The sequence below is a fragment of the Marinomonas hwangdonensis genome, from assembly GCF_003721245.1.
In the GTDB taxonomy this organism is placed as follows: Bacteria; Pseudomonadota; Gammaproteobacteria; order Pseudomonadales; family Marinomonadaceae; genus Marinomonas; species Marinomonas hwangdonensis.
Genome location: NZ_RIZG01000003.1, coordinates 54734 through 80362 on the forward strand (window position 1 = coordinate 54734; position 25629 = coordinate 80362).

The window sequence follows — 25629 nt, forward strand, 5'->3', positions numbered from 1 at the left end:
TTTGTGTTATTTCCCCCTGAAAAAATCAACGCAGACGGCACGGAAGCGGGTCGGCGTTTTAGCTAACACCTATGAATGAAAAGAGTTCTTTTATGACCACATTGTATCAAGAACACCTTGTCGTCTTACAACAGAGATACCAAGACGCCATGGCACACTTTGACCTAAATGCCATTGTTTTAGCCACAGGGGGCAAGTGCTACTACTTTCAGGATGATCACACCGTCCCTTTTCATGCGTATTCGGGAGCACAGCAATGGCTACCATTTACGCTGGGTGCAGACACTTTTGTTGTACTACAAGCCGGGCAAAAGCCGACACTGGTTTGGCCTATACGTGAAGATTTTTGGCACGCTGCCAATCCGGTACCAAGCGGTGATTGGCAAAAAGATTGGCATATAGTGCCGGCCAAAAAAGACGATCAATGGTTCAATAGTTTACCGACCAACACGGCTTGGCTTGGTCCAGAGCCGATGCCTTTTGCCATTCCGTGTGACGGCTTAAAAGCCTATGTGGATTTTTCCAAGGCCGTCAAAACCCCCTTCGAAATCGAGGCTATGCGCCGAGCCAGCCTTCGAGGTGCAACCGGCCATGTGGCGGCGGAAGCCGCCTTCTTGGCAGGCAAAAGCGAATTAGAGATACATTTGGCGTTTTTACAAGCCAGCCAACAATCCGCAATACAAGAACCCTATCCAGGCATTGTTGGCTTAAACGAACACGCCGCCGTATTACATTATGAACACAAAGCCACTGACCACATTCCAAACGCTCGTACCTTATTAATTGATGCTGGCGCGAATGAGCACGGTTACGCCAGTGATATTACACGCACATTCACTCGCTACGAGGATGACTTTAGGGCCTTAGTGGGCGATCTGGACAAAATAGAAAAAACACTCTGCCAAAACGCGGTAACAGGGGTAGCGTTTCGCGACCTGCACCAACAAACGCTGATAGGGATTGCGGAGTTATTACATGAGCACAAAATCTGCGCATTAAGCGTGGAAGAACAGCTGGCGAAACGCATACCACAGGTGTTCTTCCCCCATGGTTTGGGTCACTTACTGGGCCTACAAGTACACGATGTAGGAGGCCATCAGATTGACCAAGTAGGCACCTTAAGGAAACCGGATGAAGATGCGCCGTTTTTACGGCTGACCCGCACACTGGAAGAAAACATGGTCATCACGATTGAGCCTGGGCTGTACTTCATACCGATGCTCATCGAAAAAATGCAAGCCAATATCCCGCAACATGGTTGTGACATGACGCGCATTCAACACTTTATGCCCTATGGTGGCATTCGTATTGAAGATAATGTCGTTGTAAAAAACACCCAGCCTGAAAATCTCACGCGTGACGCGTTTGAGAAGAGACACTAAACGCTATTAACCAAAATAACAGCCTAAAACTAGACCATCATTCTGTATTGGTACCATCGCAAGTGAATGATGGTTTATTCATCTTTTAGCGTGATGCTGGCTATTTTAAGTCAACTATAAAAACCGCCTCTCATTTTTAGATGAGAGGCGGTTTTTATATGCTCTCACATCCCAAAATTCGTCTTATTTTCTTTTGGCTGGATGCTCTCTTTATCTCTAAAAGCCCCATATCATTGCCCATTTCCATCATATCGAACCAAAAAAGAGCAATTTAACACCAAAAGTTACCAAATGAGTGCAACTTGAAAAGTTGCCTATTTTAAATAAATCACTGCTTACAAAAGCTTATACAGAAGAATGATAAGGTATTCTTATAAGACCGCAGTTCATCAAACTAAAGTTTGATTTTTAAAAAACAATGGCAAAAAACTTGCTTCTCTCAGAGTTCCACAAAGTGCCTGCAACAAAGTAGTGCTTAACGTAACGGAGCAGTAAAGATATGAGTTTGAAGAGCAATCAGATGTTACTTTCCACAAAAGAACGTCGTTGGTTACCTTGGTTTGGCAACAATGGTCGACTCTCTCTTTATTGGTCATGCTACTTAAATAAAGAAACCTACCCCAATATTGAAAAGACCTTTGAAAGCATCGCCAACACAAGGGTAAAACTGCTAAACACTTGGGTGAATAATCAATGGTCACAATTAGAAGTTTTATTAGAAATAATAACTAGCTCATTCCCTCATATTGAACAAGAAGCGCTAGAAGAACGTCTAAACATAGTACCTGATGTGTCTGAATACTTTGTGATTGATACGCAAGGCAAAGTGCTCAGCTCCACCACAAAAAACCGTATCAACAAAACAGATTTACAAGCCAAAGCGGTAGAAGCAGGGTTAAATCAACAGTTTCTCCATGGACCATACTTGGACCAAAACACGCTTAATATCGGCGCTTCTAGTTCAAATTTTCATGACGCCGTCACCCTGATGTTCTACCTGCCAATTAAACAAAATGGCGTCAGTGTTGGTGCCATTTGCGCACGTGTCCCCAATGATGTGGTCGGCGATCTGATTCAACGCGAAGCCGGACACATTTATAAAGAATCCGGTGACAACTATTTGTTCATGGTGAAGTCTGAGTTCGATAAATCCATACTCCCCGGAACAGCGCTTTCCCGTTCACGTTTTGAAGACAATGCCTTCAGCCATGGCGAAAACCTAAAAGGTGGAATAACCACTAACTGGGGTACCGTTAAAGTTCAGCAACACACCGAATTTGAAATCCGCTTTACTGACCCAGCGACAAAAGAATTGCACCCTGGTGTAAGAGAAACCATCAAGAACGGCCAGAATCTTTTTGTGACTTATCCAGGTTATTCTGACTATCGACACATTCCTGTTATCGGTAAAGGCGTTACCTTTCAGTTAAAAGGCAGCCCAGACACATGGGGAATGATGTGCGAAGGCGATTTGGAAGAAGTTTACCGTCGCCGCTCTATCAATTTAAAATTAATGAAAAGCTACCTCTTGGCTTCCAGCGTGCCTCTTATCGTCAGCACTTCATTACAGGCTTACACCAACTTATCCATTGTCTTGACTAGCGTAGCGGCTTTCGCCAGCTTGGCTGTCGCAGGGCTTCTGTTTAATAGGCTCAGTACCAAAAAAATAAGCCGTAGCATGAGCCAAATGACGGAAGTCATTCAAACCATCGCCGAAGGCGAAGGCAACCTTAAGCAGCGCCTTGACGACGATCTTGCCAACGACGAAACCGGCGATATGGGACGCTGGATGAACAGCTTTATAGATAATCTTGATACCACTATGGGACAAGTTATCTCTGCCAGCACCAACGTCAAAAAGTCTAATGACTTTATGGTTCGCACTAATGAAGAAGCAAGCCAAGCCTCGCACTATCTCGAATCTACGGTTGAAAGCATGCTGACAGTGTTTCAGCAACAAATAGACGAAGTGCAAAACGCATCGAAAACCGCGGATGATTTGAAGCAAGCGATGAATCAAGTGGCAGCAGAAACACAATCTCGCTTGCTAGACGCCAAAACAGGCACACAAGAAATACGCGATGTAGTGCGAGCAACAGCTGAATCGGTAAAGTCACTAGATCAAAAAACCAATGAAGTTGCCGGTATCATAACCACCATCTCGGACATCACCAACCAAACTAATTTATTGGCATTAAACGCCGCTATAGAAGCCGCAAGAGCCGGCGAACATGGACGTGGATTTTCCGTCGTGGCCGATGAAGTACGCAGCCTAGCGTCCAAAACAGCCGCTGCAGCAGAAGAGATACAAGCCATGCTAGAAGGCATTCAGGAAGAAACACGAAGCGCTGTGAATTTTATGGAAAAAGGCGCCGAAAACGTCGATAAAAACCTGATAGCAAGTGAGCAAACTAACACGGGCGACAGTGCTTTGTACGCCTTAGTCGACACCATGTTTGAGGCTATTTTATTGCTCAATGAAAGTAATAAAGAAAACGCAAAAACTGTCCATGAAATGGGTGCAGCCACAGAACAAATGCAACGTTCGATTGCGGCACTACAAAGGCGTTCGTCCCGCGTTGGATTATCTGCCTTGAAACTCAACTCGCTGGTTGGTCAATTTCAAGTGACAGCAAAACAGCCCAAAGACGCTCCTTCCTCTTCCATTCATTGAAGTAAAAAAAACCGGAGGAAGTTTTCTTCCTCCGGCATAATTTCCTCACAAATGAATACGCCTAAAATACATCATTCCCCGCAATGACAATGATTTATTTTTTCTCTTGGCGCGCCTGTGAGGCAAGACGGACAAATGCATTCGCTTCGCCATAACGGCTGTAATCACCGACACGTTGGATCACTTCAAAAAAGACGCCATGCACTTCTTCAGTGTAAAAATGAAAGAATTCACCTTCGTCATTTTGGTCATACATAATGTTATGTGACTGCAGTTTCTTAATCATCTCTGAAGACAAGCCAAAACGCGCTTCAATATCACGATAATAGTTCTGTGGGATTGGCAGCTGCTTCTCGCTATCAATGTTTTTTGCCGCAGCAAAAATATCATCACAAGCGAACGCAATTTGATGCACACCAGAGCCTTTGGATTTCTGAATAAAACGCTGTGCTGAAGCATCACGAGCATTGGTCATGTTCAATGGAATACGCACACGTTTGTCTTTGCTCAGTGCGGTACGACTTACCACTAACCCGTGAATATCGGGCAAATCTTGGCTGGCATCGATATCGAAACCAAACACGGATTTATAGAAGAAAGACGCCGACAAAAAGTCAGTATTGGAAACCGTCTGGCCAATGTGGTCAAAGCGCGTTAAGCCAACGCCTGTTTCACCTTGAATGCCTTGAATGGGTTTAAAGTCCACTTCGAAAAAGCGTACTGCGGCGTCTGCTGAAACAAGGTACACCAAGCTATCGCCAATACCGCGAAGCGCTGGGATATTTAATTCACCTGGACCAGCTTGATTATCAAAACGCTCAACTCGATAACGCTCGGCAAGAGACAAAGTCGCTTTGACATTTTCAGAGGCAAACGCCATCGCACAAACTGACACACCGTGTTTCTGGTAATGTTCGTGGGCTTGGCTTTTCGGCTCACGGTTGAGGATCAGGTTAATATTCCCCTGACGCATCAAGCTAACGTTTTTAGAGCGATGATGGTGTGTTTCATGGAAACCTAACTGAGCCAAAGTATTGGTCAGCGCTTCTCCGCTTTCACCTTCGATCGCAAATTCAATAAATTCAACATCGCTGACTTGTGGCGCCACAATCGGAGCAGTTTTTTCTTCACGCTTACTCACCGTTTGATCATCAAGCCAAATCAATGAACGCATGCCATCAATGGCTTTCTCCAGTGGAGAAGAAGAGCGGAATTCGTCATTGAAAATTTCATGAGACAAATAGTCATCAAACCCTTTGTCTTTCAAAACTTGTAAAAACTCGACCACTGGCATGTCGCCTTGACCGGGGAAACAACGGAAATGTCGGCTGTATTGCAACACGTCCATTTGCAGACTTGGCGCATCGGCCACTTGCACCAGCGCGATCTTGTTTAGCGGAATCTCATCACGCAAAACATCTAGGGTATTACCACGGGAAAACATGTGGAAAGTATCTAAAATAATACCCAAATTCGGGTGATCAACACGCTTAACTAGATCCCATGCTTCATGATAATCAGCAATATGGTAACCCCAAGCTAGGGCTTCATAACCCAGCATGATGCCTTCTTTTTTGGCTATTTCAGCAAGAGCAAATAAGTCCGCCGCGCAAACGTCACGATCCGCAGATGAGTATGACTGCACGTTACTGCAAAACAACAAACGATTGGTACCCAAGTCATGAGCAACATCGATTTTGTGTTGCAGCATCTTGGCCTTTTGCGAGCGCATTGGCTCAGGCATACCTTCCATATCACGGAATGGTTGCAAAGCAATAATTTCCAAGCCTAGATCTTGCGCCATACGACGCACATCTTTCGGCGAACCATCGAACTGAGTTAAGTCATTTTCGAAGATTTCCACGCCTTGGAAACCGGCTTTTGCCGCCGCTTCGAATTTTTCTCTCAGCGTGCCAGATATGGTTACGGTTGCGAGTGCTGTTTTCATTCTTACGCCCTGACTGTCTACATTTCATAACGAAAACGATATATGAGAAACAAAGCTGTTTTTTGCTTCTATATTTACTAACATTGATGCTAGCACAAGATTTTTATATTGAGCGTCATATTAAGAATGAAATAAAGCGCTAAAAATATATCGAAAAAGGAATACATAACTCCTTTCCAAAGACGGGATATAGGAGTGTAATATAGGAAAATCATTCCCTTATTAGCGCTTATAATGAGCCTGATTCCTTAGTGTTTCTTACTTAGTGGCTGACTACCTAATAGCCAATTAGCAGCGACTGAAACCATGCGTGTACGATGGGAGACTTTTTATGTTAGAAAACCGTATTAAATATCGCCACCTTCAATGTTTTTTAGAAGTCACTCGCCAAGGCAGCGTTGTTCGCGCCGCCGATGTATTAGCGCTCACCCAGCCCGCCGTATCAAAAAAACTCAAAGAACTAGAAGACATTTTGGGCGTCAGACTCTTAGAGCGCAGTAAAAAAGGCGTTGAACTGACACCGTTCGGCAATGTGTTTCTAGAGCATGCCAGCACCAGTGTTGCTGCATTACGAGAAGGCACAGAACGTATCGCCCAAGCGCAACAAAAAGGCATCAGCCGTATTAGTATTGGTGTGTTACCGACCGTCGCGACCAGTATTTTGCCAGAATCCGTGAAGCGCTTTCGCACGGGGGGAATTGATGTACGCCTGCATTTAGTCTCAGGCCCAAACGCCTTGTTAATGAGTCAATTACGCGTTGGTGAGTTAGATTTAGTGGTCGGACGATTAGGCGTTCCGGAGGCCATGTCTGGCTTATCGTTCCAGCATTTGTATTCCGAGCAAGTCACTTTTACCGTTCGCCCAAATCATCCATTGCTGACAAAAGAAAACTTCCAGATCAGCGATATTGCTAGTTACACAGTACTCTACCCGCCAAAAGGTTCCATTACCGCGCCCTATGTAGATCGTTTTTTATTGTCCCAAGGCGTTAGTACTCTCACCGATCGAATCGACACTGTGTCCGATTCATTTGGTAAGGAATTTATCCGTAACAACGATGCGGTGTGGATCATTTCTCGTGGCGTAGTCGCTCGGGAGATTTCCGATGGTGAGCTGGATGAATTGCCTATCGACACAAAAGAAACATTAGGCGCAGTTGGCCTCACAACACGCGCAGACTCGGTTCCATCTATGGCGCTTAAGATGTTTATGAATGCGATTCGAGATACTGCACAAACCTTAGACAGCTATTACAAGCCGATTGATCATTACCATAAAGACGGCCCTGCCATTTAATGAGCAATAGATCATCGCCACAATAGGAAAGAAAGTTAATATATTTTGCTTTGCTGCCCCTACCCTCAGAGACAAGGAGCAGCATTCCACTAACAAAACACTAAGCTTTAAGCTTATGCACTAAGCCCTGAATACCTAATACATAGCCTTGTACGCCCATACCAACAACAATCCCTGCTGCTGCAGGCGATATATAAGAATGATGACGGAAAGCTTCACGAGCATGTACGTTGGATATATGAACTTCAATCACTGGTACATCCGCGCCTTTTATTGCATCGTGAAGGGCAACAGAGGTGTGAGTATAAGCACCTGGATTGAATACTACGCCCAACACTTCGCCCTCTTTAATACGACGACCCGCTTCATGAATGAGATCAATCAATACACCTTCATGGTTAGATTGATGACATTCCACCTCATGACCAAATGACAATGCCGCTTCGCGACACATCACTTCCACATCCGCTAGGGTCTCATAACCATAGGTTGCTGGCTCACGAGTACCCAGTAGGTTTAAATTTGGGCCGTTCAATACCATGATGGTAGACATAATAATTTCTCCTATAAATCAGTGTAAATATTCAATCAATCACATTGCCATATTTTCATACAACAAAGCGCAGCAAGACACTTAAGGTAAAAAATGACAACACAGTAGTAATTAGCAAAGTACTCGCACAGAAGCTGCGCGATCCATATTCCCCACATATTATGGGATAAGAACTGAACATGGATACCGACGCAAAAATTACCAATGCAATTTTTAATTCGTTTGGCATAGTGGGTGTCAGTAATAAGAGCAAGGTGACAATCACCGGAAATAAGACCAACTTGCCAACCGCCACGAGTAAAATAGGCGCCCATTGACCTTTAATTGTCACACCAACCAAAGATCCACCAATAACAATCAAAGCCACCGAGGAAGCTGCTGTTGCCAACAAATCAAACCCTTTGCCTATAAAGCTCGGCAAACGCAATTCAAACACAGAAAATACTAACCCTACGACCAAGGCAATTAATAGCGGATTTGTTGAAATACGCTTTAGAACGGTCATAAGTAGGCTTTGCCCAGTACTTTCTTTCTTACCCAGCATGGTTTCGATAAAAATTAAGCCAACCGGTAATAGAATAATATTTTCGACCATCAATGCCATCACAAAGGCCTGAGTCAAAGGGTAATCAAAAAACTGCAATAAGACAGGAAAGCCAATAAAAGCGCTGTTTGACATAGTCGCCCCAACGCCTCTCACACCAGCATCCACCAAACCACTTTTAAGTAATCGCCAGCTCAGTAACACAGTAATAAGAAAGGTCGCTAGACCACTCGCGGCATACACGGCAAGATAGTCAAAATGCAGGACTTCATTTAGAGCCATACTGGATAGCTTTATAAAGATCAACGCAGGCATAGCAAGGTATAAAACAAAGCGACTTAAGCCGAGTATCGCCGCTTGAGGAAGAACAGAGTAACGAACACTAAGAAAGCCTATGAAGATCAGAAAAAAGATCGGAGCGATGATGCTGATTACGGCTTCCATGTCACGGTACCCTCTTGGTTATATGCAGTAGATTGACGTTAGGGTTCTGTGTTTTTCATTGGTTAAAATACCCTGATAGATGAGTATTAAGCGATGGCTTTAGATTTCATTTCTAATGGTGTTTTTTCAGAGTCCGGTAAGAACAAGCCTTTTTGAATATGCGAATATAAAATAGCTAATACAGACTCTGTTTCATCATCAAGAAGGTGTTGAAGCAACTTTTGGTGCTCTTCTACGGATGCTTGCCCGCGAAATGGCCGACGGTGCAACGCTAACACCTGATAACGCATGTAAAGTTCAATCACCGAAGCATGATAGCGAATAAGCTGCTGAGAACCACAATGAGACACCATGGTAACGTGAAAATCTCGGTCGGCTTTTTCCCACGCCTGAACATGACTACCTTCATCTTCCATCATCAGCTTTTCAACACAGTTCAAACGAAAATGCGCACTGATCAAAGCCGATTTCCATTCCATTTGACCCGTTTTATTTTCCATGGATTTACGCACCGCCGACAGTTCTAACATCTGTCGCAGCTCTAATAATTCAAGCAAATCAGCCGTAGAAACAGGTTTTACCGTAAAACCTTTTTGATCAACGAATAACACAAAACCGTCTGATACTAAGCGCATCAAGGTTTCACGCAAGGTATTCACACTGGCACTGTAACGGATTCGTAGAGCGTTTAATTTAAGCTTTTCACCGGGTGAAAGCTTTCCTGTCACGATATCTGAACGCAGTTGTTCATAGACAGATTGCCCAACCAATTTACGGTCATCGGAGTTAATCATAGAAAATTCAAAGGACCTTTTATTTTTTGTAAGACTTCGGCACTATATCACGAGCAAAGATATCTGCGTTGCTGAGCCCCATAGAATAAATGATAAAAAGACGCCATTTGGCGCCTTTCCCTCTAATTCATTCTATAAAGGCTAGACCTTCTAAATCAACGAACTCACGACATTGTATTTTTCAAGGAACTGATCCCAAACAGGTTTCACATCCGTTACTTCCTGACCGGTGAAAATTTCGAACGCATCGATACCTTGATAAAAGAATAAATCAAAGCCTGACACAATTTGCAGACCTTTTTTATTGGCTTCTGTCAAAAACTCTGTATCCATTGGAGTGTAAACTGCATCAAACGCCCATTTTTGCTCTTGAATCAACTCTGCCGCTAGGGGCATGCCTGGACTTTTCAAATGACCTACAGGTGTACAGTTTACCAATCCATCCACTTCAGCGGCCGCTTCTGCAATGTCTTCTTTGACAACAACACGCGCCTTGTAGCCAGCTTCATTAATAGCATCAACCAAAGACTGTGCGCTGCGTTCACTCAAATCAGTGACCAACACTTCTGTCGCACCCACTTCAAACAAGGCAAAACCAATCGCACGCCCCACTCCACCAGCACCAATCATCAATACTTTACCTGCTGGTAAATCCCCGACTCGACCTTTGTAACCACGAATAAAGCCAGTGTAATCGGTATTAAAAGCACACACTTTGCCGTCTTTTAGCAACAAGGTGTTACTCGCACCGACTTTCTTCACCGCGTCATTTACTTCGTCTGCGCTGTCGATGGCGATTTGTTTATAAGGAAAAGTAACGTTCGTGCCGACAAAACCTAAGGCACGAATTTCAGCAAGCTTGGCATTAAAAGATTCCGCCGTATCGTCTTCAGGCACCTGCAACTGGTAATCCACTGGCAACTGCTTTAGTTCACCCAACATCATGTGTAAAGAAGGAGATCGAGAAGCGGCAATAGCCTGACCAATTAGACCTAAATGTAACATTGTAATTGCCTCCAACGTATTCCAAAAAAGAATGTTAATACGCTAATAATTGAGTCATAAAGGATAAAAACACCTCCTTTTTCAAAGATGAACGAAGCGTATACCAAAACCCATGGTTTGTTGTATGACAATTTGACCTGTATTTTGATTGGAAAAATCATATCAATCTTTCTTAGTCGCTCTAACGTGCAAAAAAATAACAAAGCCATCTTTGGAAGTCTCTATTCGTTAAAACAGGAGGAAATAGAGAGAACAAGTTATTAATCTTAGTTTATTTGATATTCATTTTTGATATAGTCTGTATAAATAATTATTAAGGAGGCCTTATGGAAATTGCCATTCCCAACCTAAGGCATTTACGCGTTTTTCTGGCGGTTGCCGAGTTTAAAAGCATCACTAGAGCGTCAGAACATATTTTTCTGTCACAGCCTGCCATTACACAAGCCATTGCCAAATTAGAATCATTGCTGGACGCACCGCTCTTTGAGCGTCATTCCGATGGCATGTATCCCACAGCATCCGGTGAGGTGTGGCAAAAAAGGGTGTACCGCGCGATCGACTATATTCAAACCGCCACTCTGGACGTCGTCAAAGACAACGTACCAAAAGAGCGAGTGCAAAAAAACCTGATTGCGATGATCAGCACCACTCAACTGAGGGCGCTCGTGGCGGTCAGTGAAGCGCAAAACTTCAGCATTGCCAGTCGTAATTTGGCAGTATCTCAGTCTTCGGTACACCGTGCGGCACGGGACTTAGAGCGCTTACTTGGGGTGGTGTTATTTGAAAAAAACAGCCTAGGCACCAGCGCGACTAAAGCCGCACAAACTTTATCAAAAGCCACCAAACTGGCTTTTGGTGAGCTGCGCCAAGGTATTTATGAGATCAACGCATTACAGTACAAAGATGTCAGTACCATTACGATTGGCAGTATGCCGTTGGCGCGTATGACTATTTTGCCTAAGTCGATTTTGCAGTTTAACGAACGTCACCCTGATGTAAATATCAATGTAACGGAAGGCCCTTATGCCGATTTACTGCATCACCTACGCCAAGGCGATATCGATATTATTTTAGGCGCGCTACGCTACCCTTCCCCATCTGACGATGTGGTCCAAGAAGAGCTCTGGTCTCCGCCTTTGTCGGTGGTTGCTCGTAAAGATCACCCCTTAACGGGCAAGCATCCGGTGAGCGCCAAAGAACTGGCCGAGTTTTCTTGGGTGGTTCCTGCCAAAGGCACCCCGACTCGCCAAGCATTTGAAAATATTTTTAATGACGCAGGAATCCCCTTGCCCACTCGATTGGTTGAATCCAGTTCACAGATTTTGATTCGTGAATTATTGATCGAAAGTGATCGTTTAACATTAATTTCAGCCCATCAGGTCGAGCGGGAAATTAATATTGAATTATTGAATGTACTCGATTTTCCGTTGGAGCATACACGTAGACCTATTGGCCTTTGTGTGCGAAAAAGCTGGCTTCCAACGCTTACCCAGACACATTTTCTGAGTTTGTTGAGAGAGATGGCTGAGCATTTTCGCTAGCCTTAATGTCGGGACTATTGCAAAAAATGAATAGCAGAGGCAGTTTATGGATTATCCCAAAACAATATCGAGTGCTAGATTTGATGGCTATTATTCACCTATAAAAACAGGAGCCAACTCATGAGAATTTGTATCGCTGGTGCCTCAGGCGCTTTTGGCATGAAACACATGGACGCCATTGCGGCCATTGAAGGCGCAGAGGTTGTTTCTGTGGTTGGCACCAAACTAGACGCCATCAAAGCGTTCGCGCAAGAACGCGGCGTACCTCATTACACTACAGATCTAGCCGAGAGTTTGGCTCGTGACGACGTGGACGCTGTTATTCTAGCGACCCCGACTCAAATGCACGCGGCGCAAACCATTCAATGCCTTGAAGCAGGCAAACATGTGATGTCTGAAATCCCCATGGCAGATAACTTCGAAGACGCTCGCAAAGTGGTTGAAGTACAAAAGAAAACAGGTCTAGTGGCGATGGCAGGTCACACTCGCCGTTTTAATCCATCCCATCAGTGGATTCACAACAAAATCATGGCGGGCGAATTAACCGTTCAACAAATGGACGTGCAAACTTACTTCTTCCGCCGTTCAAACAAAAACGCCCTTGGCAAAGCGCGTTCTTGGACTGACCATCTACTATGGCACCATGCTTGCCACACAGTGGATTTGTTCCAATACCAAACGGGCGAAACAGCAAGCAAGATTCAAGCACTTCAAGGTCCGATTCACCCTGAACTTGGCATTGCCATGGACATGAGCATCGGCATGAAAGTGCCTAATGGTGCAATCTGTACGCTATCTTTGTCCTTCAATAACGACGGTCCATTCGGCACTTTCTTCCGTTATATTTGCGATAATGGAACTTATATAGCACGTTACGACGATCTATTTGACGGCAGCGAGAGCAAGATTGATCTCTCTGGTGTGGCGGTGTCAAATAACGGCATTGAGCTACAAGACCGTGAGTTCATTGCCGCGATTCAGGAAGGTCGTGCACCGAACGCTTGTGTCACCCAAGCCATTGACGCCATGGAAACCCTTCATCGCTTAGAAGAATGTCTAGAAGACTAAACCGCAATACTCTAAAGTGACAATACTTTAAAGTGACTCAATAACACTCAAATGGGGAGCTTCGGCTCCCTGTTTTATTAAGGATATTGTTATGCCAAAACCCCCTTATTTAACCCATCCAAACATCGGCCTCGGCTGCATGAATTTATCCCATGCTTATGGCTCACCGGTTGCAGAAGAGCAAGCCATAAAAGCCCTTCATCACGCCTTTGAAATGGGTTATCGCCATTTTGATACTGCAACGCTTTATGGCGGCGGAAATAATGAACTCTTGGTCGGTAAAGCACTAAAAGATCGCCGTGATGAGTTATTCCTCGCCAGCAAATGTGGTATGGCCATGGTCGATGGCAAAAAAGAGATTAACGGCCGACCAGAAAATATCCGCAAGCAGTGTGAAGACAGCTTAAAACGCCTGCAAACAGACCATATCGATTTGTATTATTTACATCGCTTAGACTTCAATGTGCCCATCGAAGAAAGCGTAGGAGCTTTGGGTGAGTTAGTGAAAGAAGGCAAAATAGGCGCCGTTGGTTTATCCGAAGTATCTGCTGAGACATTAACCCGTGCTCACAACGAATTTCCCATTACTGCGATTCAGTCCGAATACTCTTTATGGACACGTAACCCAGAAATCGCCGTGTTAGAAGCCTGTAAGAAACTCGGCATTACCTTTGTTGCTTTCAGCCCATTAGCACGCGGATTCTTAACCGGCACATTAAAAGACGTTGCTGATTTGGAAGCCAAAGATATTCGCAATAACATGCCACGCTTTAACGCCGAGCATTATCCTAACAATCTTGCCTTATTAAACGACTACTTTGCCCTTGCGAAAGACATCGGCTGCACACCGTCTCAGCTAGCATTGGCTTGGCTTAACGCAAAAGACAAAAATATTGTCCCCATTCCGGGTACTCGTTCGATTAATCATATGAAAGACAATCTTGAAGCAGCGCAATTAAAGCTGGATGCCAAACAAGTCAGCCTGCTAGATGAGATGATCAATCAACACAATGTCCACGGCACACGCTACACAACAGCGCAACAAGCGGAAATAGACACAGAAGAATTTTAAAGAGTGATATTGCACCCAATAAAAAAGCCATACTGTCTAATCAGTATGGCTTTTCTTTACCAAAGATGGGACTGTTCAAAGAGAGTGTTATTCGGGCATTTCATGCTCAAGCAATAACAACCCCGCTCCTGTATTTGAAATAGGCGCATGATAATTGCAGTGCAACTCAGTGACTTTGCCCCGTAATACACCGCGCATGGCGATCCACATGTTTAACTCTACGGTCTGGGCGCCACCGATTTTAACCAAATCTAAATTAGAGTATTGAGTTAATTCTTCTGGACACGCCACCAGCTTATCCATGCATTCAAGGTCAAATTTGCGGTTAAGCGTACCAGCGGCTTCGCCATCCAACTGATGAGACAAGCCACCAGTCCCAAAGATAGCAACCGTCATGTCAGAGTCAAAAGACTCAATCGCTTTACCAATGGCTTGGCCTAGTGCATAACAGCGTTTTGGCTGTGGCATGGGGTGCTGCTCGCAATTAATGCAAACGGGGATGACTTTAACATGTCCGTAATCATTCCCCGGCCACATTAAACTCAAGGGTACGGTCAAGCCGTGGTCCACTTTCATCTCTTGGCAAATGGTCATATCAAAGCCATCTTCCACTAGGCTGTTAGCAATATGCCAAGACAGCTCTGATTCCCCGGTGACGGGCGGAATGGTCGCAATCCCCCAACCTTCGTCTGAATTGTGGTATTCATCTGCTACGCCAATGGCAAACGTCGGTTTTTTATCGATAAAAAACTCTAAACCATGATCGTTATAGAACAATACAATCACGTCCGGTTTTTTTTCATTTAACCATTTACGTACTGGCGGATAGCCATCAAAGAAAGGCTTCCAATACGGGGTTTCTTCAAGTTTATTCGCCATGGCATTAGCGATTGCTGGAATATGTGAGGTTGTTACTGCACCGATAATAGTCGCCATTATTCTTCTCCTGAACCACGTCTAACCAACATGGCTTTGAATTCATCTACTGTCATGCCTGTTTGAATCGCACCAATGTCCTGCATATTCAGTTTTAACAATCCCGCAAATTTCGCCACGTAGTAAATACTGCCACCTTCCTGTAACAAGCCAATAATGTCTCTTTCATGAATGGCGTTGATCTGTCTGTCGGTTAAGCCGAACTTCGCACAGTAAGCATCTGGGTCTTGATTGAACTCATCCCGAGCCGCTTGCTCATTGAAAGAGAAACACATTTTGTTTAACCCGTAGCCTTTTTTGGCCATTTTACCATCAAAAAGATAGGTTCCTGGTACAGGCTGGGTTGGATCTTTGACCGTCATAACGCACCTCTGTTTATTGTATTTATTCGTCATTAAGCTGGAAAGCTATGACCAGTAAAGCCGCATAGGGTTATCCACCAACAAGGCTTGCTGTAGCTCAGGCGTTGGCGCGATATGAGGAATCACATCTACAAGGTGACCATCATTTGGCGCTTCTACTTTCATGTTCGGATGCGGCCAATCCGTTCCCCACAATACACGATCAGAAAATTTTTCCACCAACGTGCGGGCAAAAGGATAGACATCAGAATAATCAGGCGCGTGCTGTGTTAAACGCTCAGGGCAACTTACCTTGCACCAAACATTGTCATTATCCGCCATGAAGTTAACAAAACGTTGGAAGTCTGGATGATCCACACCATTGGCAACATTTGGTGTTCCCATATGATCGACAACAATCGTTGTATTCAATTCTTTCAAGAAAGGAATCAAATCTTCTAGATCTGCTGCTTCAAAGTACACCACAATGTGCCAACCGAAAGGACGAATCTTATCTGCAATCGAGAAAAATACTTCTCTCGGAGTACTATCAACAAGACGTTTCACAAAGTTAAAACGCACACCACGAATGCCCACAGCATGCATTTTTTCGATTTCTTCGTGAGTGATAGAATCATCAACAAACGCCACGCCACGAGCCAAATCACCTGCTGTTTCTAGCGCATCGACCAAAGCCGAGTTATCGGTACTATGACAAGATGCCTGAACAATCACATTACGAAAAAAACCTAGATGATCACGCAAGGCAAACAACTGTTCTTTTGACGCATCGCAAGGCGTGTATTTGCGTTTTGGATGGTACGGGAACTTATCCGCTGGACCAAAAACGTGACAATGCGCATCGACTGCACCCGCTGGTGCTTTAAAAGCGGGTTTGCTTGGAGCAGGATGAAATGGAATATAATCTTTGTCCATCATGTTCAAATACCTTTAAAAAATTCGTTATGCTAAAAAAACCAGCGAATTAAAGACCGTTACTATGAGCAAATACCAGCCCATCAAATAACTTTCTCGCGGTACGTAAAATAGCCGCAGAACCTACATCGCCGTTTTCTTGTTGATCTAAAATCACGGTCATCGCGCCAATCGGATGTTCAACATCCAAAGTCATACGAGCGCTTGCCTGATAACTTGCGACTTCATTAGCAGGCGAGCCTTTCAGAACGGCTGCTGTCGCCACACTCACCGCACCCAATACGCCAATCGATGCATGGCAACGATGAGGAATAAAAGTACGAGTAGAGATAGCACCGCCATTCGTCGCTGCACTCACCATGGTCATTTTAGGAACAGATTTTTCTTTCACGTCACCCAAATTCATCATAGGGCCAACTTTTAAGCGAATAGATTCTAGCTTCGCACGCAGTTCGTCATTGGCTTCAAGCTCCTCACGAGATTCTGTACCCGTAATACCCATATCAACAGCACGCATGATAACAACAGGCATACCGTTATCGATGCAGGTTACTTCAATGCCATCAATCACATCGACTACATTACCCGTTGGCAACAAAGCACCACAGCTTGATCCAGCGGTGTCTTGGAAAACGATCGGCACTGCAGCAGAAAAACCGGGCACACCATCAATACGAGAATCGCCTTCGTACTGCACTTCACCGTCTTTTATCGCGACACGCGCTACCGCGATTTGGCCGGTATTCTCCATAAAAATACGTACAGAGGTTTCGCCTTCTTTGGCCTCAACCAAGCCTCGTTCAATCGCAAACGGTGCAATACCAGCTAGAATATTGCCGCAGTTTTGCGCATCGGTCACAATCGCTTGATCAACAAACACCTGCAAGAATAAATAGTCTACATCGGCATCGTCACGTTCAGACTTTTTCACCACGGCGACTTTTGATGCCAGCGGATCTGCTCCACCGATGCCGTCGATCTGACGTTCATCTGGCGATCCCATTACGCGCAATAAAAACTGCGCACGAGCATCAACATCATTCGGCAAATCTGCGGCTAAGAAGTAAGCACCTTTTGACGTACCGCCACGCATCCACATACATGGCGCACTTTTTATGACGCCAGAATGTTTAGACATACTTTAGACCTTTCTCTTTTAGACGTGGACGCATTTCATAAATGTCTAAGCCCAATTCGCCATTCGCCATTCGTACGCGTTTTGACTCTTCATTCGCCATACGCTTACGAGATAATTCCAACACTTCAGCCGCATTCTCACGACGCACAACAACCACACCGTCATCGTCGGCTACAATCACATCACCTGGGTTAACCAAGGCATCCGCGCAAACCATAGGCACGTTAACAGAACCGACGGTTTCTTTAATCGTCCCTTCTGCAAACACCGCTTTTGACCAAACAGGAAAATTCATTTCACGTAGGTCACGAGTATCACGAACACCGCCCTCGATAATCAAACCCACCACGCCACGAGACTGAGCAGATGTTGCTAACAGATCACCAAAAAAACCATGATTGGAAGGAGACGTTGGCGCAAACACCATCACATCCCCTGCTTTACATTGCTCAATGGCAACATGCATCATCCAGTTATCGCCCGCCGCACCAGAAATAGTGACCGCAGACCCCGCAATGGTTTTATCCATTTGGATTGGGCGCATGTAATGTGCCAATAAACCAACACGACCTTGAGATTCATGAATGGTCGCTACACCGCATTCGGCCAAACCGTCAATGACAGCTTGGTCAGCTCGTTCAATATTTTGTACTACTACATTGTTTCGCATGATGCTTTCCTATCCCTTTAATCGTTAGCCTTACGCCTTTAATCTAGAAAAAACGCTACGAGCATTGTCTTCAAAGATAGCTTGTTTCTGCTCCGCGGATAACACGGTGTTGTTGTCGATATAACGTTTTGTATCGTCAAAATAGTGACCAGATTCTGGGTCAATACCGCGTACCGCACCAATCATTTCAGAAGCAAACAAAATGTTCTTAGTAGGAATAATATCAAGAAGTAGATCAATACCACGCTGATGATAAACACAGGTATCAAAGTAGATGTTATTCAACACGCGCTCAGCAAGGTCAAAACCTTGATCTTGCGCCATTCCACGGAAACGTCCCCAATGATAAGGAACAGCACCGCCGCCATGAGGGATAATGATTTTTAGCTCCGGGAAATCTTTAAAAACATCGGACATCATCAATTGCTGAAAGCCAGTGGTATCTGCGCCCAAATAATGAGAGCCAGTGGTGTGGAAACAATCGTTACATGCCGCGCTTACATGGATCATCGCAGGAATGTCGTATTCGCACATTTTTTCATAGATAGGATAGAAAGAGCGATCACCGAGAGACTTATCTTGCCAGTAACCGCCGCTTGGATCTGGGTTCAAGTTGATACCAATAAAGCCCATTTCTTCAACCGTACGAACGATCTCAGCAACAGACTTGCCTGGATCAACACCAGGAGATTGCGGCAATTGCGCAACTGGTGCAAAGTTCTCAGGAAACAAGTCACAAACACGGCGAATCAAATCGTTCTGATGTTCTGTCCAGTATTGGCTAGTGTATTCATTACCAATATGGTGTCCCATCCAACTAGCACGGGGAGAGAAAATAGTTAAGTCAGTGCCACGCTCTTGCTGTAAACGCAGCTGATTATTGATAATGCTGTCGCGAATTTCGTCATCCGAAACAATAACTTTACCTTTTTCACCAACAAAAGCGGGATCTTTAGCAACCTGAGCTTTTTGTTTATCGCGGTACTCACCCACGCCTGCTGGCGTAGTCGTATAATGTCCGTGGCAATCTATAATCATGCTACATCTCTCTATTCTTATTTAAGTAACAAACGGTGGTAAGGCAAAAACAGCGGATCAGAAGAGAGGAAAGAACTCAGAAGATCACGTCACCTTAATCTAGTCAGAGTATTCTTTTCTGCAGGAAGTTTGGCTATTTCAATTTAGCCGAAAGGGTATTGCATTTTGAGATAGCTCAATTTTAAGGCAAGATAAATTTCCATTCATGTAAACGTTTAATTTTGCTCACACTTCCTCTACATACCATTCCCATTGATTGAAAATCGCATTATAAGATTGATATATAAAGGGTTTTTAGAAAAAAGTGTCTTGACATAATTTTCGTATTCCTTTTTTGATATACAATAGGCATTAAAAATTCATTTCTAAAAATATAAAAATTACGACATTTTGGATACCCTGCTTAGCAAAGCAGATCGACGACACCCCCAACATCAGGGCATGTGTTTAAACCTAAGTAACATTATATACGTTGTGCGAGTTAAGGAAAAAATATAGGGTATTTTTGAAATGATCCTATATTATTTACACCTTAATAATGTTAAATCAGCCATACCGAACAGCCCGCCTAACGAATTAGTGAGGTGGAAAATACAAAAATAATATAACTGGGACGCTGTAGCCCCAAATTTGGAGACGTAAAAATGAATCTAACAAAAAAAATCACTCTGGGTTTACTGGCCGCTGGTGCAATCAGCAGCGTTAGTGCGGCAGATCTTACACTAACCATAGGACATGTAGATCCTCAAGAGTGGACCACATCCAAAAAAGGCGCTGCCACGGAAGTGTTCAAAAACTTGGTAGAAGCCGAATCTGGCGGCCGTATTGCCGTCAATGTCTATCCTTCCAGCCAGCTTGGTGGTGAAACCGATCTAGTGCAATCCACTCAAGAAGGAATGTTAAGCATGACTATGGTGTCTGGGGCCTTTGCAAAAGTATGTAAAGAAGCCGCCGTACTCGAAATTCCTTATCTTTTTCCATCAGCACCTGTTGCTTGGGAAGTGTTAGATGGTGAGTTTGGTAAGGCACTGTCAGAACATTGTTTAAAAGCAAGTGGACTTCGAACGCTGTCTTATGGTGAAACAGGCTTCCGTAACTTCACAAACTCAAAACGCCCTGTTGCTGAACCAAAAGATTTAAAAGGCCTAAAAATCCGTGTTCAAACATTGCCATTGTACGTTGAGATGGTAAAAGCACTTGGGGCCGAGCCTACACCAATCGCATGGCCTGAAGTACCATCAGCATTAACAACAGGCGTTGTCGACGGGCAAGAAAACCCAGTTAGTGTAATCGAAGCGAACAAATTCTATGAGTTCCAAAAATACCTAACACTAGATGGCCATGTTTATGGCACAGACTTCCTACTAATCAATGAAGATCTTTATCAATCATTGAGCGATGAAGACCGTGCCATTATTGATCGTGCTGCAAAAGTTGCAGGAACACTTGGCCGTGCGGTACAGCAATTTAACTCTGCAAAAGGTCTAAAATCGCTTGCTGCAAACGGTATGCAAATCACCACACCAACACCAGCTCAAATGGCTATGTTTCGCGATATCGCGCAACCAGCAGTCATCAACTGGTTAAAAGGTGAAGTACAGCCAGAGTGGATCGAGCGCGCTCAAATGTCTGTAAAAGTCGCTAGCAACTCAAAATAAACTCTGCACTTAAAAACAGGCAATCGAGAGCCTTTTTCAACGGCTTTCGATTGTTTTTCTTTTGTCACAATCCGGAAAGCTCACCATGAAGCGCCTCTACAAAAATACTCTTGCAATATTAACTGGCACCTCACTACTCATTATCTTTGGCGTTGTATTAGCCAGCAGCCTGAGTCGTTACTTATTTAATTCACCCATACAATGGAGTGAAGAAGTCGCAAAATACGCCATGATCTATGGCACTATGTTTGGAATGGCATTGTGTTATTTAGAAGGCATTCATATTCGCTTCACCTTCCTAGAAGATCTGGTTGGCGCTAAGGCTCGTCATTATTTACATGGTATTTCGGACACAGTTGCCCTTATTAGTGGCGGCTTCATTGCTTATTCTGGTTATCTGTTCATGATGAAACGAGGCGCTATACAGGCCCCCGGCACAGGCATTCAAATGTACTATTTTCAAGTTGCAATGGTCATTGGTGGTGTCTGTCTTGTTATCGCTGCTCTCATACGTCTCGTCCATTACTTCCAACCTAAAACCGTATCGCAAGGACAATAATCATGCTAGGTATCGGAATTCTTATTGTTCTTTTAATCATTGGTAGCCCCATCGCTTTTGCGATCTTATTAGGCGTTGTTGGTCATGTCTATACGTTACCTTTCAATGTCAGTCTCGTCGCTCAACGTATTTTTAGCGGCTTAGACTCTTTTTCTATTCTGGCCATTCCACTGTTTGTTTTAGCTGGCGAACTGATGAACGAGAGCGGTATTACAAGACGTATTATTAATTTCGCTAATGCGTTAGTGGGACATATGAAAGCAGGACTTGCTCACGTCAACATTTGGGCGTCGGTGATTTTTGCGGGGCTGTCTGGTTCTGCTGTGGCGGACACATCGGCACTTGGGCGGGTTTTTATTCCCACCATGGAAAAAGAAGGCTATCCACGGTCTTTTGCAGCAGCGCTAACAGCTGCATCATCGGTTATCGGCCCAATGATTCCACCCAGCATTCCCGTCATTATATATGCCTTAATCACCACAGGCGTCTCTGTCCCTGCACTGTTCCTTGCTGGGGTCACGCCAGGACTTTTTTTGGCTGTTGGTCTGTCCATTTACGTTTATTTTTTTGCGGGTCATTACGCGCCATTAAAAGCCAAACTCTCAGCAAAAGAACGCTGGAAGTGTTTTGTTGAGGCATTAATTCCGCTGTTCATGCCTATTTTCATTGTCGGTTCAATACTAACAGGCATTGTAACACCCACTGAAGCGGCTGCGTTTGCCGCTGCTTACGCCCTTTTAGCAGGTATGTTTATTCTTAAGAGTTTGAAGTTATCGAACTTGCCTCGTATTTTTATCAGAGCGATGCGTGACTCTTCTGTGATCTTGATAATCATTGCTGTGGTAGCCGCTGCAAACTGGCTGCTGACGTTTTCAAGAGTACCGCAGACGATTAGTTTGATGGTGTTAGAGCATGTCTCCAGCCCTTGGATGTTTCTTGTCTTAGTGATGGGGATTTTACTGGTGGTAGGTGTCTTTCTTGAAGGGATCGCTGCCATGCTGATATTACTGCCTATTCTGCACCCTATTGCTATGAGCTTAGGCATCGACCCAGTACATTTTGGCATTGTGGTGATCTTTAACCTGATGATTGGCCTTATTACCCCTCCAATGGGCATTTGTTTATTTGTTTCAAATTCCATTGCAAATGTCGGTATTGCGGCTATTTCTCGACAAATATTCCCGTTCTTTTTAATACAGTTATTTGTCTTAGTCGTTATTACTTTTATACCAAGCACAGTAACTTTTCTACCTCGTTTATTTGGCTATTAGTAACGGGGGAATCGCTGTATGACAGTACAGTGTAGACATAAAAAACGACGTAGATTACGTCGTTTTTTTATGTCTAAAACTATGTTTGCCCAAAGAAAGGCGGAATCAACACCTATAACTGTGACAATACGTGTTCAGCTGAACTCACTCGGAACTCACCAGGTTCGTCCAACCACAACTGTTGAACAATGCCATTAGTGACTAGCATGGCGTAACGACGGCTGCGAACGCCCATTTTGGCGGCTGAAATATCCAGTTCAAGCCCCATCGAATGGGTAAACTCGGCCAATCCATCCGCTGCCATAGTGAGGTGTTCCGCGTTATTAGCTTTTCCCCATGCATGCATAACGAAAACATCATTGACCGACAAACACACCACCTCATCAATGCCTTTTTCTTTCAATGCGTCAAGGTGAACAACATAACCTGGCAAATGGCTGGCACTACAGGTCGGTGTAAAGGCACCCGGCACGGCAAACATCAATACCGTTTTACCAGAAAAAAATTCAATCACATCAACCGTTTCAGGGCCTTCTTCGCCCATCACTTGAAATGTACCGTAAGGCAGCATATCACCAGCAAGAATCGACATATCTACGCATCTCCAAAAAATGACGGAATATTATACTAACGCAAGCCAATGCAAAAACGCCATCAAACAATTTTAAATTGGCTCAGCAGTGCTTTCTGACGAGAAGACAAGGTAGATAAGCCTGCGCTGTCTTTTTCACTCTGCTCAGCGCTCTGCGTGGCTTCATCTGACATTCGCGATATGTCCATCACGTTTTGATTAATCTCTTGTGCCACGGCAGATTGTTCTTCGGCTGCGGTCGCAATTTGTGTACTTAGATCGCGAATCTCTATCATGCTGTGCTGCATTTCCGCCAAAGACAAGCCAACTGAACGGGCTTCTTCCGCACTCGCTGTCGCGCTGGTTCGACTAACCTCCATGCTACTCACGGTTTTTGTCACACCACTTTGCAGTTGATCAATCACCCTTTGTATCTCTTCTGTCGAAGTATGCGTTCGCGTCGCTAGGGTTCTTACCTCGTCAGCTACTACGGCAAAACCACGACCTTGCTCTCCCGCACGAGCCGCCTCGATTGCTGCGTTCAAGGCCAGTAAATTGGTCTGCTCAGCAATCTCTTGAATCACTTCTAGGATTCGGCCGATACTTTGTGAATACTCATTGAGCTGATTGACAACAAGCGTCGCGTTTTCAATCTGCGCCAATAGATGTTCAATTTTTTGGATATTGGCATCCATTTGTATTCTATTCTGGCTGGATCTCTGATCCACCAACTGAATCTGATGCAAAATCACTTCAGAACTTTTCGCTACTTGATTGACCGTCGCGGCCATTTCTCCCATTGACGAAGCCACTTCCGTGGTTCTTTCGTTCTGTGACAATACTAAACGCTTAGCATCACTGGCACGTCGAGCATTGCTTTGCGCCGATCCTGCAACCTCGTTAGCCGACTGGTCAATGTCAGACATAACGGACTGCAGCTTACCAACTAGATTATTAACCCATTTAGACAACTCACCAAACTCGTCTTTTGAGTTCACCTTGCTGCGCTGGGTAAAGTCGCCTTCTGAGATCTTCCCTAGAACAGACATAACTTCATTAAGTGGTAAACGTATGCTGCGACTGACCCACAAGGCCACAATCACTGCAATAAGCACGGAAACCGCCAAAATAATACCGGACAGATAGACAGACAAGGTAGCTGCTTCTTTCGCTTCCTGTTTTGCGTCCACCGCCATCGTTTGAGCATTCGCTAAGAGCACACTAACCGATTCGTTTATGGATGCCATACTGTCTGATAATTGCTTCGCCAGAACTTCAGAGGCTTGTTTAAGACGCGTGTTATCGTAATGTTTCGCGGCTACACCATTCTCGTCCGATACTCCTATTTCGATCTCATCCAGTAGCGCATTAATACTGCCATTATCAAGATAGGATTGGCGGTCTCTCAAAGTCACCACAATTGCCTGCATCGAATCGCGCAAGGTCTGAAGGCTGTTCAAATCACTGGTGTCTAAATAGTCATATACCGTCAAACGTAAATTATCTATTTGGCTTTGCATAAAGGAAGCAGCGAATTGTATTTCTGGCGTATTACCGTCTGCGACCAGCATTTCGAGATCGTCATAGGCAAAAGCGATTGCATCATTTAAGTCGAGCTTGTCAAAAGGAATCGCTGACTGCAGCTCTAACATCGTTTTATGGTTGGCAAAGGCAACGTCGGTATAATCAAAAAAACGCGCGACTTCATCGGTAATGTCGCCCAATTCTTGTCGCATTGCAGGATGATTTTCTAGCTGCCGCGACAGCTGTGAAGACACGTCAGAAAATTGGTTTTTATGGATTTGAAAACGCTCCGACAAACTGCCTAGCGCATCAGGTGATTGACTTAACAAATATTGCAACACGGCCGCATTGGCTAAGCCCAACTCATCTTTTAACGCATTGCTAGACGTTGAAATGTCTGCGACTTCGCCTGTCACCACATTCATACGGTCTTCTATTTGTTTAATACCAATAAAACCCGAAGCTGCCGTTATGAGTAACAGCACGAGTAAAACCCCAAAGCCAAGCAAAATTCTTTGTATAACAGACAGCGACATAACGGACCTCTACAATAAATTATTCTTGGTGCCAGCGTGTAATTTCGACCAGATACTCAAGTTTAGCTGAGTTTAATGCATGAATATAACATTTTGCTGACTTTAACCGTCTCTTTGCATAGTCTCTGG

At 44.4% G+C, this 25629-nt stretch carries 22 protein-coding genes; 9 read left to right on the top strand and 13 right to left on the bottom strand.

From position 1 onward, the window contains the following. Positions 1-92 precede the first annotated feature (92 nt). Together pepQ and EBI00_RS05870 are read left to right on the top strand one after the other, a co-directional pair. Positions 93-1382 carry a Xaa-Pro dipeptidase gene (pepQ, locus tag EBI00_RS05865; RefSeq protein ID WP_123095002.1) on the top strand — a complete coding sequence of 430 codons (1290 nt, stop codon included), beginning with the start codon at positions 93-95 and terminating at the stop codon, positions 1380-1382. Positions 1383-1902: 520 nt separating this feature from the next. Further along, positions 1903-4056: a methyl-accepting chemotaxis protein gene (locus EBI00_RS05870; protein WP_241556962.1), complete on the top strand. Its 2154-nt coding sequence runs from the start codon at positions 1903-1905 to the stop codon at positions 4054-4056. 94 nt (positions 4057-4150) lie between these two features. Here EBI00_RS05870 and EBI00_RS05875 read toward each other — a convergent pair whose 3' ends face one another. Continuing rightward, positions 4151-6004, bottom strand: a complete 1854-nt coding sequence (locus tag EBI00_RS05875; protein WP_123095004.1) for a bifunctional sugar phosphate isomerase/epimerase/4-hydroxyphenylpyruvate dioxygenase family protein — start codon at positions 6002-6004, stop codon at positions 4151-4153. 331 nt (positions 6005-6335) lie between these two features. Between EBI00_RS05875 and pcaQ the strand changes: the two genes are divergently transcribed. Then, complete coding sequence (pcaQ, locus tag EBI00_RS05880) at positions 6336-7301, top strand: pca operon transcription factor PcaQ (protein ID WP_123095005.1); 966 nt, start codon at positions 6336-6338, stop codon at positions 7299-7301. Between the two features lie 100 nt (positions 7302-7401). Here pcaQ and aroQ read toward each other — a convergent pair whose 3' ends face one another. The 4 genes from aroQ to EBI00_RS05900 all read right to left on the bottom strand — a co-directional run bounded on the left by aroQ (position 7402) and on the right by EBI00_RS05900 (position 10641). Then, positions 7402-7854: a type II 3-dehydroquinate dehydratase gene (aroQ, locus tag EBI00_RS05885; protein ID WP_123095006.1), complete on the bottom strand. Its 453-nt coding sequence runs from the start codon at positions 7852-7854 to the stop codon at positions 7402-7404. Positions 7855-7909: 55 nt separating this feature from the next. Next, on the bottom strand, positions 7910-8842 hold the full coding sequence (locus EBI00_RS05890; RefSeq protein WP_123095007.1) for an AEC family transporter: 933 nt from the start codon (positions 8840-8842) through the stop codon (positions 7910-7912). Between the two features lie 86 nt (positions 8843-8928). After that, positions 8929-9636: a GntR family transcriptional regulator gene (locus tag EBI00_RS05895; RefSeq protein WP_123095008.1), complete on the bottom strand. Its 708-nt coding sequence runs from the start codon at positions 9634-9636 to the stop codon at positions 8929-8931. A 150-nt stretch (positions 9637-9786) separates the two neighbouring features. Then, positions 9787-10641, bottom strand: a complete 855-nt coding sequence (locus EBI00_RS05900) for a shikimate dehydrogenase family protein (RefSeq protein ID WP_123095009.1) — start codon at positions 10639-10641, stop codon at positions 9787-9789. Between the two features lie 326 nt (positions 10642-10967). Here EBI00_RS05900 and EBI00_RS05910 point away from each other — a divergent pair, with 326 nt between their 5' ends. The 3 genes from EBI00_RS05910 to EBI00_RS05920 all read left to right on the top strand — a co-directional run bounded on the left by EBI00_RS05910 (position 10968) and on the right by EBI00_RS05920 (position 14322). After that, positions 10968-12182 (top strand): LysR family transcriptional regulator, encoded by a 1215-nt coding sequence (locus EBI00_RS05910; RefSeq protein WP_123095011.1) that lies wholly within the window; start codon positions 10968-10970, stop codon positions 12180-12182. Between the two features lie 120 nt (positions 12183-12302). Next, complete coding sequence (locus EBI00_RS05915) at positions 12303-13250, top strand: Gfo/Idh/MocA family oxidoreductase (protein ID WP_123095012.1); 948 nt, start codon at positions 12303-12305, stop codon at positions 13248-13250. Positions 13251-13341: 91 nt separating this feature from the next. Further along, entirely contained in the window at positions 13342-14322 is a 981-nt protein-coding gene (locus EBI00_RS05920) for an aldo/keto reductase (RefSeq protein ID WP_123095013.1), read from the top strand. A gap of 87 nt (positions 14323-14409) precedes the next feature. Here EBI00_RS05920 and EBI00_RS05925 read toward each other — a convergent pair whose 3' ends face one another. The 6 genes from EBI00_RS05925 to EBI00_RS05950 are packed head-to-tail and all read right to left on the bottom strand — an operon-like array spanning position 14410 to position 19381. Then, entirely contained in the window at positions 14410-15258 is an 849-nt protein-coding gene (locus tag EBI00_RS05925; protein ID WP_123095014.1) for a class III extradiol dioxygenase family protein, read from the bottom strand. Further along, positions 15258-15620: a protocatechuate 4,5-dioxygenase subunit alpha gene (locus EBI00_RS05930; RefSeq protein WP_123095015.1), complete on the bottom strand. Its 363-nt coding sequence runs from the start codon at positions 15618-15620 to the stop codon at positions 15258-15260. Before EBI00_RS05930 ends, EBI00_RS05925 begins: the two co-directional genes overlap by 1 nt. 45 nt (positions 15621-15665) lie before the next feature. After that, positions 15666-16538 carry an amidohydrolase family protein gene (locus EBI00_RS05935; protein ID WP_123095016.1) on the bottom strand — a complete coding sequence of 291 codons (873 nt, stop codon included), beginning with the start codon at positions 16536-16538 and terminating at the stop codon, positions 15666-15668. 46 nt (positions 16539-16584) lie between these two features. Continuing rightward, complete coding sequence (locus EBI00_RS05940) at positions 16585-17673, bottom strand: 4-oxalomesaconate tautomerase (protein WP_123095017.1); 1089 nt, start codon at positions 17671-17673, stop codon at positions 16585-16587. Then, on the bottom strand, positions 17666-18343 hold the full coding sequence (locus tag EBI00_RS05945; protein ID WP_123095018.1) for a 4-carboxy-4-hydroxy-2-oxoadipate aldolase/oxaloacetate decarboxylase: 678 nt from the start codon (positions 18341-18343) through the stop codon (positions 17666-17668). The genes EBI00_RS05940 and EBI00_RS05945 overlap by 8 nt, the downstream gene beginning before the upstream one ends. Positions 18344-18373: 30 nt before the next feature. After that, entirely contained in the window at positions 18374-19381 is a 1008-nt protein-coding gene (locus EBI00_RS05950; protein ID WP_123095019.1) for an amidohydrolase family protein, read from the bottom strand. Between the two features lie 644 nt (positions 19382-20025). On the opposite strand from EBI00_RS05950, the gene EBI00_RS05955 reads away from it, so the two are divergent. The 3 genes from EBI00_RS05955 to EBI00_RS05965 all read left to right on the top strand — a co-directional run bounded on the left by EBI00_RS05955 (position 20026) and on the right by EBI00_RS05965 (position 22869). Then, on the top strand, positions 20026-21039 hold the full coding sequence (locus EBI00_RS05955) for a DctP family TRAP transporter solute-binding subunit (RefSeq protein WP_123095020.1): 1014 nt from the start codon (positions 20026-20028) through the stop codon (positions 21037-21039). A gap of 85 nt (positions 21040-21124) precedes the next feature. Continuing rightward, the gene (locus EBI00_RS05960) at positions 21125-21598 is read left to right on the top strand and encodes a TRAP transporter small permease (protein ID WP_123095021.1); all 474 of its coding nucleotides are present in this window, start codon (positions 21125-21127) and stop codon (positions 21596-21598) included. Between the two features lie 2 nt (positions 21599-21600). Further along, the gene (locus EBI00_RS05965) at positions 21601-22869 is read left to right on the top strand and encodes a TRAP transporter large permease (protein WP_174714895.1); all 1269 of its coding nucleotides are present in this window, start codon (positions 21601-21603) and stop codon (positions 22867-22869) included. 112 nt (positions 22870-22981) lie between these two features. Here EBI00_RS05965 and EBI00_RS05970 read toward each other — a convergent pair whose 3' ends face one another. After that, positions 22982-23461: a peroxiredoxin gene (locus tag EBI00_RS05970; protein WP_123095023.1), complete on the bottom strand. Its 480-nt coding sequence runs from the start codon at positions 23459-23461 to the stop codon at positions 22982-22984. 62 nt (positions 23462-23523) lie between these two features. Beyond that, complete coding sequence (locus EBI00_RS05975; RefSeq protein ID WP_123095024.1) at positions 23524-25500, bottom strand: methyl-accepting chemotaxis protein; 1977 nt, start codon at positions 25498-25500, stop codon at positions 23524-23526. Positions 25501-25629: the final 129 nt, after the last annotated feature.